Genomic DNA, 12,560 nt, shown 5'->3' on the forward strand with positions numbered 1-12,560 from the left:
CTGGACTAGTGGCCAAAAAACGTGCGCAGGCAATGAAGTCACGCTTTAGAAGTCGCTTCTTGCCGCAGGTCGAGCTGTCTTCGCAGCCGGACCACGCGCTCATTGATGTCATTACGGTGCCGAGGGATGAAAATTCCAGCCCGTGGCGTCAGCTGGGCAAGCGTGTGCTGTGGGCTTTTGGCATCGTTGTCTTCGTGACCATCGTGGTCTATGTGGACGGCGGTGGGTATAGCGAGGACATGTCGTTATTGGACTCCGCCTACTATGCGGCGGTGTCGCTGACCACCGTGGGTTACGGCGATATCGTGCCCGTGTCCCCGCAGGCCAGGTTCATTAACTTAGTGCTTATTACCCCTGCCCGCCTGATCTTCCTTGTTTTATTGGTCGGCGCGACCTTGTCCGTGTTGACGGATAAGGCCCGCCGTACTTTCCAAATCCAGAACTGGAGAAAGCAATTGCGTAACCACACCGTCGTTATCGGATATGGCACCAAGGGCGCCGGAGCCGTGGCCGCGCTGCTGGCCGATGATGTTCCGTCCTCCCAGATCGTGGTCATCGATACCAACCGTGCGTCCCTCGCTCACGCCGAGCACCACGGATTGGTCACCATCTTTGGTTCCGGCACCAAGCAGGACGTGCTGAAGATCGCTGGGGTAGAGAATGCCAGCTCCATCGTCGTTACCCCATCTTCGGACGATACCGCGGTGCTGTGTTGCCTCTCCGTGCGAGAGCTTGCGCCCAAGGCCAAGATCGTGGCGTCGGTGCGCGAGTCCGAGAACCGTCACCTCTTGCTTCAATCCGGTGCGGATTCCGTGGTCACCTCTGCGGAGACGGCTGGTCGACTGCTGGGCCTGGCCACCGTCACCCCGACGGTGGTGGAGATGATGGAAGACCTGCTCTCACCCAACGAGGGTTTCTCCGTAGCCGAGCGCGCTGTGCGCGAATTCGAGGTGGGCTCCAACCCCCGCCACCTGGCAGATATCGTGCTGGCCGTCCTGCGCAATAACGAGCTGCACCGCGTGGATACTGCGGATGCCTCCGCGCTGAAGCCGGGCGACCGCCTGCTCTACATCAAGCATGAGATGGAGCAACCCATCGAGGTCATGGACGATGATGACGAGGATTGAATGTTCCTCCCAGTAACCCCTCATGGCCAGGTACCGGTTACGGCAGCGGGGGAGCCGGTGCTGGTGGAGAAGGTTCCCGGGGGCGTCGGCAAGCACGCAGTAGTGGACCTAGGTACCCTGCAGGCGTGCGCATATCCGGAGGACGGTGCTAGCGAGCTGGGCCGGCTAGAAAGCGCGACGTTCTTTGCGGACCAGCCGGTGATTTTGCAAGCCATTGCGCTGATCCGCAATCGGCGCGAGCAGCGCTTTGATCCGCGGACCGGCTACAAGCTGGACTACCCAGCACCGGGAATCGTGGGGCGCGATCCTGTGGACGAGCGCCGGATGGTTTTCCCACGCCTGGATCCTGCCGTCATCGGGCTTATTCGCCTCAGCGGAACCGACCGGATTTTGCTGGCGCGCAATCGTCGCCGCACTAGCTTTTTCTCCCTGATCGCCGGCTACGTTGAGCCGGGCGAGACCGCGGAGGCTGCTTTTGCACGCGAGGCCCTGGAAGAAACCGGGCGCAGGGTGGACGATATTCGCTATTGGGGCTCGCAGGCGTGGCCACCGAGTGGTTCTCTTATGCTGGGCTTTTGTGCAAGCACGGCTGATGTCCACCCCACCTGCCATACTGATGGGGAATTGGAAGAAATCCGGTGGGTGGAGCGCGCCGAGCTGCCTGAGCTTAAGCTTCCACGTCCGGGTTCAATTGCACACACGATGATTATGGAGTGGTACCACGGTGACTAAGCCGGATTTGTCCCTGCTGGATGAAGATCAGCTGCGCGCGGCCACGGCGCCGCGCGGGCCCGTGTGCATCTTGGCCGGCGCGGGTACGGGCAAGACCCGCACTATTACCTATCGCATTGCCAACTTGGTGGACCAGGGTTTTGTGAGCCCGCAGCGCGTGCTTGCGGTGACCTTCACGGCGCGAGCGGCCGGAGAAATGCGCGACCGCCTGCGCACCATGGGCGTGGCCGGCGTGCAGGCGCAGACCTTCCACGCGGCGGCGCGCCGCCAGTTGAAGTACTTCTGGCCGCAGGTAGCAGGAGATCTTCCGTGGCAGCTGCTGGATAATAAATTCCCGCTGGTTGCCCGCGCGGTGCGCTCGGTGGGGCTGGATAATTCCAAGGACATGATTCGAGACGTCTTGGCGGAAATCGAGTGGGCTAAGTCCGCGCTGGTCAGCGCCGAGGATTATGAGTCCGTGATCGCCAATACGGACCGCAGTGCGCCGGCCGATCCGGCCAAGGTGGCAGAGGCCTTCCGCCGCTATGAGCAGGCCAAGGCCACGCCGGACATGATGCACTTGGACTTCGATGACCTCCTCATGCACATCGCAGGTGCCATCGAGAATGTGCCGGCGATTGCAGAGACTTTCCGGGAGCAATATCGCACCTTTGTCGTCGACGAGTACCAGGATGTTACTCCGCTGCAACAGCGGGTGCTCAATGCTTGGTTGGGCGAGCGCGATGACCTTACTGTGGTGGGCGATGCTAACCAGACCATCTATTCCTTCAACGGCGCCTCCCCGGACTATCTGCTCAATTTCTCCCGCACGTACCCGGATGGCACCGTGGTCAAGCTGCAGCGCGACTACCGCTCTACGCCGCAGGTAACGGACCTGGCCAACCGGGTCATCGGCAAGGCCACCGGCCGCGCGGCGGGCACGCGCTTGGAGCTGCAGGGCATGCGCGAGCCCGGCCCAGAGCCCACCTTCAAGGCCTATGAGTCCGAAGAGATTGAGGCCCAGGAGGTGGCCGGCCAGGTCCTTACTCTGCTGGATCAGGGTGTGCCGGCCTCCGAGATTGCCATCCTGTACCGCATCAATGCCCAGTCGGAGCAGTTTGAGCAGGCGCTTGCCGACGCCGGAGTGGTCTACCAAGTCCGCGGCGGCGAGGGCTTTTTCCGCCGCCCGGAAATCCTGGAGGCTATCCGCGTGCTTATCGCTGCGACCCGCCGCGAGGACCTGCCGGATGACCCGGTGGCTATTGCCCGGGCCGCGTTTGTCGAGCTGGGTTTGAGCTCCACCGAGCCGCAGGGCGCCCAGGCCCGCGAGCGCTGGCAGTCCCTCAACGCACTGGTAGGGCTCATTGAAAAGATTGTGGAATCAACTCCTGGCATCGATCTCAACGGGGTGCTGGGGGAGTTGCGCCGGCGCTCCACCGATAAGCAGGCCCCAGCTATGGAAGGCGTGACGCTGGCTACCGTGCACGCCGCCAAGGGCTTGGAATGGGATGCGGTATTCCTCGTGGGGCTAACGGAAAAGCTTTTGCCCATCAACCACGCCATTAAGGCTGGCGATGAACAGGTAGAAGAGGAGCGCCGCCTTTTCTATGTGGGCATCACTCGCTCACGTGAGCACCTCGCGCTGTCGTGGGCGCTGGCGAAGACTACCGGCTCGCGGGCTTCGCGCGAGCGCACCCGCTTCCTCGATGGCATCGTCCCGGCGGCCGAAGATGCCTCCGGCGGTAGTTCTCGCTCCCGCCGCCCGAAGCGCTGCCGCGTGTGCTCTGGTCCGCTGGGCACACCGGCGGAAAAGGTCATTGGCCGCCATGAAGATTGCGAGGGCGGCGGCGATGAAGAGGTCTTTGCCGCGTTGCGCTCGTGGCGCTCCCAGGTAGCGCGTGAGGAAAAGGTACCGGCTTATGTCATCTTTTCTGATGCCACCCTGCAGGCGATTTCGGAGGAATTGCCCTCCGATGAAGCAGAATTGCTCTCCATCTCCGGCGTAGGACCTAGCAAGCTGGAGCGCTACGGCGCCCAGGTATTAGAGGTCATTCGTTCGGTTCGTAGCTAGCAAGGTTGGTCTTGCCGCCGAAGCACACCGGACAGCGTGGATGCGCAATGACGGTGCGCTGCTGGTGGTGTCCGTAGATATCGACCTCCCATTGCTGGCCGGGGCGCGGCTTAGCGGTTGGCGCGCCTGGCGGCAGCGGCCGCCCCCTCAGCCGCCGGATGATCACCTGCGTATGCGCCGCAACCGCATCGCGCACCGCGGCTTCTGGCGTGCGGCGCACGCGGGTGAGCTGGGTGCTGATGATATTCCAAAGCGGGTCCATATCCACGCGCGCCAAGTGCGCACACAAGGGGCAGGGGCCTTGGCCCCGCAGCCGTACTGGCCCGATGACGCCACGGTTGTCCAGCAAAGACACCGGAATCCACGTGGTTGCTGTGCCCGCGAGTGCATTCGCGCAATCCAGCGGGCAGTGCAGCTGGTCCACGGCGAGTACCGGATACATGCCGTCGAGGTCGTGGATATAGGAAAAGGCATTGTCTTCCTCCAGCGGGATGCGCACCTGGAAGCCATCCTCCTCAAGGCGCGCGCGAAGGTTGTGTGCCAAGGTGGATTCTCCCATGAGGACAATGGTGTCCGTCTTTTCGGCGGCCTCCCTGTGCGGCCAGAGGATGCCATAGTCCAGCGCGTCTTCAATCAGGCTCAGCGCCGCCGCTTCCTCAAGCCCTGCGGCACGCAACCGGTCAGACAGTTCTTCTGGGGACACTGGTTCGCGGGCGGTGTTGAAAGCCGTCGCGACGGTGAGCGCGCTTCCTGTTTCCGCAACCCCAACGCGGGTGGCATCCATGCCGAATTGGATCACCGTTTCTTCGCGGCAAAACACTGCGCTGCCGGGTGCTAAGACCACCTGGGTGGCAGAAATCCCCACGCCTTTAACCCCTTCCCCCGAAGTATGTGGTCTCCATTGCACCACAGGTACAATCACCTGTCATGTCGAGCACGCAACCTACCGCACCGCAGCCCCCAGAGGTCAAAGTCATTCGCTCTGCCAAGCGGAAGAAAACCGTGCAGGCGCGCATGGTGTCCGGGGTGCTCGAGGTACGCATTCCCGCGTGGATGTCCGCGCGCGATGAGCGCGATGCAGTCGCAGACATGTTGGCGCGGGTGGAAAAGAAGCAGGGCAGTGGCCGCCGCACGGACGCCCAGCTCGAAGAACGTGCGCGGCGGCTCAACGCGGCGTATTTAGATGGCCGCGCGACCATCGGTTCTATTCGGTGGGTGAGCAATCAAAATACGCGGTGGGGTAGCTGTACTACCTCCACCGCGGATATTCGGCTGAGCGACCGGCTGCAACACGTGCCGGACTATGTGCTGGATTCAGTAATCATTCACGAGCTCACCCACACCTTCATCCCACGCCACGGGCGGGATTTTTGGCAGTGGGCGGACAGGGCACCCCACGCTGAGCGGGCGAAGGGCTATCTTGAGGCCTATCAGCGCTGGGGCTGCTAGTTCTCCTCGTCCTCGTTGCCCTTCTCCTTCTTGTCGTCTTGGTCTTCCGGCTTCTCGGACTCCTTGGACTCGTCGCCCTGCGCCGCAGAGGTATCCTCGCCGTTCTTCAGCATTTCCTCTAGCTTGGCAAACTCTTCTTCAAAGCCTTCATCCGGGCCTTCGTCCAGCAGGGAGTCGATAAAGGCAGCCGGGTTATCAAGGTGCTCCGCAGTAGGCAGGAAGTCTGGGTGATCCCAGGCCTTATCGCGCTTTTCCGCGCCTACGGCGACGGTGGCGCGGCGCCATAGCTCAGCGGCCTCAGAGACCTTCGGGGCATTAAGTTCGATGCCGACCACCTTGCTAAAGGCGTTCTCGGCGGAACCGCCGGTGCTGCGGCGGTGAGCCCATGCCTGGGTCAGCTTCGAGGTCGACGGGATGCGCTCGCCCAGTGCCTCAGTAACGACGTGCTCGGCCCAGCCTTCCACCAGTGCCAACAGAGTCTCGAGGCGGGATGCAGCCGCAGTGTTCTTGGACGTAATGCGCGGGGAGAGGTCCATGCCCTGCAACTTGCTCATTGCATCCTGGATTGCCTGTGGATCGCCGGACTCGAGGTTGAGTTCGCGGGTGACTTCCTCCAGGTGGGAGGTATCAATAACCAGGCCGATGGCATATTCCTCCACGGAGGAGACGATGCGCTCTACCAGCCAGGGCACGTGCTTGAACAGGCGCTGGCGGGCAGCCTCGCGGGCGGCAATATAAACTAGCACCTCCTGGCCAGGAACATTAATCTCGCGGGCGACCTTCTGGATGGTCTGTGGCAACAGTGCCACGGTATTGGCTGGGGCGATGGGCAGGCCGAAATCGGAGCCGGTCAGCGCCTGGGAGGCCAAATCGCCCAAGGCGTGGCCGAGCTGCATGCCAAAGTTCATGCCAGACATCTGGTTCATCATCTTGGTCATGGGGCCCATCATCTCGCGGGCCTCTTCCGGCATGGAGTCCAGCTGAGCATCATTCATGTGCTCTGCCACTGGGGTGACCATGCGCTGCCACGCCGGCATGGTCTCTTCCAACCACTGCTTGGAATCCCAAGCCTTGGCCGTGCCGGAGGCGGTGGGCAAATAAGTGGCGTCATCAAGCCAGAGCTCCGCCAAGCGGACGGATTCCTCCACGGCCTTGGTATCATCCGCGCTTACCGCCTTGGACTGCGAGATCTGCTGCAGGGCGATGCGCTTAGCCATGTCGTAATTAACGGGGCCGGAGTTTTCCGGCGAGTTCATGGAAGAGCCCATGCCGGACAGCATCTGACCGAACTGGTTCAGCATGTCACCCAGGCCGCCACCATTAGCGCCGCCGAATGCGCCGAACGGGTTCTGGTCACGACGTCCGTCATTATCGTCGTCATCGTTATTGGGGAAAGAAAAACCGAATCCGTTGCTCATGCGTCCTAATCTACCGGCACCATCCGGCTACTTTCCATGATCCCCGCTACGCTGACAGCGAACACTACGGCAAAGGTTGTAGGGTATTGATCCGTGAATTCTCCTGCTAGCCGTCGCGTCCGCACCATCGCCTGGGGTGCCATCCCCGTCGTCCTCACCGGTGCGTTGGTATCGCTTGACCATATCCCCGGCACCGATGTGTCTTTGACCGTGCCTTATGCCGCCGAGGGTCCAGGACCCACGGTGGACACATTGGGTGAGGTCGACGGCACCCAGGTGGTAGATGTTAAGGCGCCGAAAACCTATGACACCGACGGCCACCTCAACATGACCACGGTCTCCGTGCGGACCAATATGACCCTCGCGCAGGCGCTAGGCCGCTGGATGATGACCGATGACACCATCGTGCCCATCGATACCGTCATTCCGCAGAACATGAGCGATAAAGAGGTAGAAGAGTCCAATAAGCAGGCCTTTACCCAGTCCGAGTCTGCAGCCACCGTGGCGGCCATGGATTACCTGCACCTGCCGGTAAAGATCACCATCGCGGAAGTTTTGGATGAGGGCGCGGCGCAGGGCACGCTGAAGAAGGACGATGTCATTACCGCAGTAGACGGCAAGGAGGTCTCGGAGCCGGGCGAGGTCCAAGACGTCATCAAGCAGAAAAGCCCTGGCGATAAGGTCACGCTGACAGTCAAGCGGGGCGGCAAGGAGCAAGAAGAAGAAATAGAGCTAGGGGAGAACCCTCACAAAAAGGGACAGGCAATGCTGGGCATCGCCATGCTCTCGGTCCCGCAGGACGATATAAAGGTCAAATACAACCTGCAGGATATTGGCGGTCCCTCCGCTGGCATGATGTTTACCCTGGCGGTCATCGATAAGCTCAACGAGGAAGATCTCACCGGCGGCAAGTTCGTGGCCGGTACGGGCACAATTCAGGAAGATGGCAAAGTAGGCCCCATTGGCGGCATCCAACATAAAATCGCTGCGGCGCACGAGGCCGGAGCGGAGCTCTTCCTCGCGCCGAAGGATAATTGCTCCGAGGCCGCCGCGAGCGACCACGGCGATATGCCCATCGCGGAAGTTTCCACCTTGGATGAGGCAGTGTCCACGATGAAGAACTTCGCGGACGGCAAGGATATTAAAACCTGCCAGTAGTCGGCCTACTTAGCTAGGCCCAGCTCCTTGATCTTCTCTTCCGGGTCTTCCTGGTCGGAGGAGATCATCTGCTGCATAACCATGCCTTCTTTATTGTCCACCACGGTAATAACAGCGGTGGTGCCCAGCGTGGACCAGCCCACAACGCGGTCACCGCTATCTTCAATGACCTGCGAGCTGCGCAGCTCGGTAAGCACCTGCGTGGTCTGCTTTGCCTTGGAGTGCGAGCGGAAGAACTGGAACTGGCCTACCTTCGGCCCAGAGCAGTTATAAGAGTCATCCCCGCCCGTGGAATCGCAGCGGTCGAACTGCGCGAAGAGCTCCTGTGGTGCCACGGGTGCGAAGATGTCATAGGCCTTGGACACAGACTTTTCCATCTTTTGGCTACCAGGCTCCTTGCTTTCTGACGCCGCCTCCGAACTTGCCGCCGCACTCGACTCGACGCTGGACTCAGCGGCGGACTTAGAGCTAGATGCGGTGCTGGTTTCCGCAGTGACATCCGCTTCGGAGGTAGCGGATTCGGCGCCGGCAGTGGTGGTTTCTACGGGGGCATCCGCAGGCGCGGCATCATCCGCGGAACAACCGGCAGTGCCCACGCCTACTCCCAGCAGTAGTGCTGCTGCGGTGGCGCGGGTGGCGGTCAGGCGAGTGAGAGTAATGCGTCGCACGGTAGGAAAATGCTCCTTAGTCGCAGGCGAGAATTGTCACTTCAGTCTAATCTAGCTCATCCGGGTCTTGGTTCAGCCCATAGCGCAAGGCCGCAATGACCCCCGGAGCTACCTGGGGGCCGCCGCGCAGCTGGATGTCATCTTCCGCGAACGGTCCGGCCGCTTCCAACTCCTCCTCGGTGGGGCGCAGCTGCAGCAACGTGGTTTCGATGCCTTCCTCTCGCAGCGCACCGGAATAAAGGCGCGCCGGGCGAGGGGAGGGGTCCTCGCTGGAGGTATCGCGGAACTTAATCTCTTGGGCCAAGATGACGCCGGCAACCTCCCGCGGCCAGGCTAGGCGGGAGACATAATCGGCCAGCTGCTCAGAACCAGGCTCAATGTTTTCGGGCACATTATCCTGCACGATGAGGGTAAGCGGCGCCGCGTCCTCTTCATCGAGCGCGGCAAGCTGATCGGCTACCAAGTGGGTGGGAACCAGCGCGAAGATGGTGGGCCGAGCGTCCCAGCCTTCGGCGTGGACGAATTCCACGGCTTCGGTCATCGCGCGGTTTAAAGCTGGCTGTGATAATTCGGGGGAACTCATGAACATCCTTATTCGTTATCTGTGTATCGCTTCCTTAAGCTGGAAGAAGTCTACAGGTTTTAAATTCGCACTAGTTGATTGGAGCTGGCGTTGTCCTTAGGGTCATCCACACCAGCCGCCCCGTTGAAGCGGCCCCCGCGGGTCGCGACAATCATTGCGGCCATCATTGCCGTCCTCTTGTTCTTCGGCCCCATGCTCGTGGGCATGTACACGGATTGGAGGTGGTTTGGTGCGATTGAATACCGGAACGTCTTCACCACCGCGATTATTGCGCGGATAGTCCTCTTTATCATCTTCGGTCTTGTGGCCGCTGCAGTGGTGTGGGCCGCCGGCTACTTTGCCTGGCGCGGGCGCCCGGATTCGCTCGACTTGGGAGACCTGAACTCGCCGGTGTATCAGTACCGCAAGTCCATTGAGAAGTCCATGGGTGTCTTCTTCAAGGTCATCCCCGCCATCGTGGGCATCATCGCCGGTTTCATCGGCCAGTCCAATTGGCGCACGGTCCTGCTCTTCCTCAATGGCCAGGAATTCGGCGAACAAGACGCCCAGTTCCACCACGACCTAGGTTTTTATGCCTTCACGTTGCCAGTTCTAAAGATGGTGGTTAGCACCCTGTCCATCTTGTTGATCCTGGCCTTCCTCATCGCGCTTTTCGGCCACTACGTGCTGGGCGGCATCCGGATTGGCAATAAGGCCGCCGGTGTGCGCGGATCCATTTCCCGCCCAGCCCGCCTGCAGCTGGCGGTAACCGCCGGCTTGTGGATGGTAGCCCAGGTCATTGGCTACTGGTTGGAGCGCTATGAGCTGCTTAATACCCAGCATGATCTCTTTACCGGTGGTTCTTATACCGATATTCACGCCTACCTACCGGCGAAGATCATCTTGATGATCATTGGCGTCTTCGTGGCAGTGGCCTTGTTTATGGCCGTTGTCATCAAGGACCTGCGCATCCCCGGCCTGGCCGTGGTGCTGATGCTGCTGTCCTCGCTGGTCATTGGCCAGGCATGGCCGCTGCTGATGGAACGCTTCTCCGTACAGCCCAACCGCCAGGCAAAGGAAGAAGAATCCATCGCCCGCAATATCGAGGCCACGCGCTATGCCTATGGGCTCACGGAGGAACACGTCACCTATGAAGACAACTGGGGCGGGGATGATGTCTCAGATGACAAGGTGGCCTCCGATAACGCCACCATCAATAACCTCCGCCTGCTGGATCCGGAGATCCTTTCTCCTACCTTCACTCAGATGCAGCAGTTGAAGAACTTCTACGGCTTCCCAGAGACGTTGTCGATGGACCGCTACGAGATCGACGGCAAGAAGCGCGACTTCGTCGTCGCCGCTCGTGAGTTGGATCCGAATGAGCTGCGGGAGAACCAGTCGGACTGGATTAACCGCCACACCGTCTACACCCACGGCAACGGCTTCGTGGCAGCCCAGGCCAATAAGGTCGACGAGGTGGCCCGCGATGCAGGTTCTGCCCGCGGTGGCTTCCCCATCTTTACCGTGTCTGACCTACAGACCCAGGCCGGTGAGTCCGAGGGCGAAGGCGAGACCCAGGACGCAGAGAAGTCCCTTGGCATTAAAGTAGACCAGCCGCGCATCTACTACGGTCCGGTTATTGCCGGCGCGGCCGACGGCATGGATTATGCGATTACCGGCAAGACTGGCGATAACCCGGTCGAGTATGACACCGATAGCTCCACCTACACCTATGACGGCAAGGGCGGCGTTGGCATTGGCAATATCTTTGACCGCACCATGTACGCCGCCAAATACCGCGAGCTGAACTTCCTGCTCTCGGATCGCGTCGGCAGCGAGTCGAAGCTACTGTATGACCGCGATCCGCGCGAGCGCGTGGAAAAGGTTGCACCGTGGTTGACCACCGATTCCGCTACCTACCCGGCCGTGGTTGATGGCCGCCTGAAGTGGATTGTGGATGGCTATACCACCCTGGAATCCTTGCCTTACTCCCAGCGTGCCTCGCTTTCCGACGCCACCCAGGACACCCTCAACCCTGATGGCACCACCCAGCGCTTGGTCAATGACAAGGTCGGCTATATCCGCAACTCGGTCAAGGCCACCGTCGATGCCTATGACGGCACTGTGGACCTGTACGAGTTCGACAAGAATGACCCGGTGCTCAAGGCTTGGGAGGGTGTGTTCCCGGACGTCGTTAAGCCTGAGGCAGAGATCTCCGATGAGCTGCGCGAGCACTTCCGCTATCCGGAGGATATGTTCAAGGTGCAGCGTGACCTGTTAGCTCGCTACCACGTGGATGACCCGAATGTCTTCTTCAATAACGATGCCTTCTGGTCCGTGCCGAATGATCCCACCGCGGAGGAATCTCGCCAGCTCAATCAGCCGCCGTACTACGTGATGGCCGCTGACCCGGAGACCGGCAAGCCGACCTTCCAGCTGACCACGTCTTACCGTGGCCTCAACCGCGAGTTCTTGTCTGCGCACATGGCCGTATCCTCCGACCCGGAAAACTACGGCGATATCACCGTGCGCGTACTGCCCACCAATACACAGACCCAGGGCCCGAAGCAGGCACAGGATGCGATGATGTCCTCCGACCAGGTTGCCCGCGACCGCACCCTATGGGAGGGCACCAACGACCTGCACAACGGCAACCTGCTAGCCCTGCCGGTAGGTGGCGGCGAAATCCTGTACCTCGAGCCGATTTACTCGCAGCGCAAGGACCAGGCTTCTGCCTTCCCGAAGCTGTTGCGCGTGCTCGTGTCCTATAAGGGCCGCGTGGGCTATGCCCCGACCATCGGCGATGCCCTCGAGCAGGTGGGAATCGACGCCAAGTCTGCCCAGAACATCGAGGAAGTTGACGGCGATTCCGAGGACAAGGACGGCGCCAAGGATGAGGAGAAGAAGAACGAGTCTAAGGACGATAAGCCTTCGGCCCCGGCTTCCGCTCCGTCTTCTTCCGACGAGGCGGGTGCCATCGATGACATCAATAAGGCCCTGAAGGGGCTTGAAGATGCGCGCGATGGCTCCTTCGAGGAATACGGCCGCGCCCTAGATGAGCTCGATAAGGCTGTGGAGTCTTATCAGAAGGCGGACAAGTAGTTTCGGCTTATAATCGCGATGGATTAGGCACCTGCCCAGCGGATTTGGGTAGGTGCCTTTCCCTATGTATAGTTACATGAGTCGCCGGGACAGAGCGAATACACTTTGTGTTAACGCACTGTTCAAGCGCAGATGATGGAAGTCATCTCGACGCGGGGTGGAGCAGCTCGGTAGCTCGCTGGGCTCATAACCCAGAGGTCGTAGGTTCGAATCCTGCCCCCGCTACCAACTTCCAAGCCCCTACCAGTGGAAACGCCGGTAGGGGCTTTAGTTATTTCTCTTAAGGCGCACGTC

Annotated in this window: 10 protein-coding genes and 1 tRNA gene; 7 read left to right on the forward strand and 4 right to left on the reverse strand. The window is 60.7% G+C overall.

Translation table 11 applies throughout. From position 1 onward, the window contains the following. Positions 1–32: 32 nt before the first annotated feature. From MHY13_RS07925 to MHY13_RS07935, 3 genes are read left to right on the forward strand one after another with little or no spacing between them, the layout of a single operon-like run. Positions 33–1,127: a TrkA family potassium uptake protein gene (locus MHY13_RS07925; RefSeq protein WP_239282799.1), complete on the forward strand. Its 1,095-nt coding sequence runs from the start codon at positions 33–35 to the stop codon at positions 1,125–1,127. Beyond that, positions 1,128–1,859: an NAD(+) diphosphatase gene (locus MHY13_RS07930; protein WP_239282729.1), complete on the forward strand. Its 732-nt coding sequence runs from the start codon at positions 1,128–1,130 to the stop codon at positions 1,857–1,859. Further along, entirely contained in the window at positions 1,852–3,909 is a 2,058-nt protein-coding gene (locus MHY13_RS07935; RefSeq protein WP_239282731.1) for an ATP-dependent DNA helicase UvrD2, read from the forward strand. Before MHY13_RS07930 ends, MHY13_RS07935 begins: the two co-directional genes overlap by 8 nt. Here MHY13_RS07935 and MHY13_RS07940 read toward each other — a convergent pair. Beyond that, positions 3,887–4,774, reverse strand: coding sequence for a hypothetical protein (locus MHY13_RS07940; RefSeq protein ID WP_239282733.1), 888 nt, complete (start codon positions 4,772–4,774; stop codon positions 3,887–3,889). The two genes, MHY13_RS07935 and MHY13_RS07940, sit on opposite strands and share 23 nt — an antisense overlap. Positions 4,775–4,836: 62 nt before the next feature. Between MHY13_RS07940 and MHY13_RS07945 the strand changes: the two genes are divergently transcribed. Continuing rightward, positions 4,837–5,358 carry a M48 family metallopeptidase gene (locus MHY13_RS07945; RefSeq protein WP_239273486.1) on the forward strand — a complete coding sequence of 174 codons (522 nt, stop codon included), beginning with the start codon at positions 4,837–4,839 and terminating at the stop codon, positions 5,356–5,358. Here the strand turns inward: MHY13_RS07945 and MHY13_RS07950 are convergent. Beyond that, complete coding sequence (locus MHY13_RS07950) at positions 5,355–6,776, reverse strand: zinc-dependent metalloprotease (protein ID WP_239282735.1); 1,422 nt, start codon at positions 6,774–6,776, stop codon at positions 5,355–5,357. The two genes, MHY13_RS07945 and MHY13_RS07950, sit on opposite strands and share 4 nt — an antisense overlap. 93 nt (positions 6,777–6,869) lie before the next feature. Between MHY13_RS07950 and MHY13_RS07955 the strand changes: the two genes are divergently transcribed. Continuing rightward, positions 6,870–7,934, forward strand: coding sequence for a PDZ domain-containing protein (locus MHY13_RS07955; RefSeq protein ID WP_239282737.1), 1,065 nt, complete (start codon positions 6,870–6,872; stop codon positions 7,932–7,934). Between the two features lie 5 nt (positions 7,935–7,939). Here the strand turns inward: MHY13_RS07955 and MHY13_RS07960 are convergent, their stop codons facing one another. Both MHY13_RS07960 and MHY13_RS07965 read right to left on the reverse strand, forming a co-directional pair. Continuing rightward, positions 7,940–8,602 (reverse strand): beta-N-acetylglucosaminidase, encoded by a 663-nt coding sequence (locus tag MHY13_RS07960; RefSeq protein ID WP_239282739.1) that lies wholly within the window; start codon positions 8,600–8,602, stop codon positions 7,940–7,942. A gap of 46 nt (positions 8,603–8,648) precedes the next feature. Further along, the gene (locus MHY13_RS07965) at positions 8,649–9,185 is read right to left on the reverse strand and encodes a PPA1309 family protein (protein WP_005322346.1); all 537 of its coding nucleotides are present in this window, start codon (positions 9,183–9,185) and stop codon (positions 8,649–8,651) included. A gap of 123 nt (positions 9,186–9,308) precedes the next feature. On the opposite strand from MHY13_RS07965, the gene MHY13_RS07970 reads away from it, so the two are divergent. Together MHY13_RS07970 and MHY13_RS07975 are read left to right on the forward strand one after the other, a co-directional pair. Further along, positions 9,309–12,266, forward strand: a complete 2,958-nt coding sequence (locus MHY13_RS07970; protein WP_239282741.1) for a UPF0182 family protein — start codon at positions 9,309–9,311, stop codon at positions 12,264–12,266. Positions 12,267–12,417: 151 nt separating this feature from the next. Continuing rightward, positions 12,418–12,494, forward strand: a tRNA-Met gene (locus MHY13_RS07975). The last annotated feature ends 66 nt before the right edge of the window (positions 12,495–12,560 follow it).

Origin of the sequence: Corynebacterium sp. ACRPE (assembly GCF_022347435.1) — a bacterium.
GTDB lineage: Bacteria > Actinomycetota > Actinomycetes > Mycobacteriales > Mycobacteriaceae > Corynebacterium > Corynebacterium tuberculostearicum_D.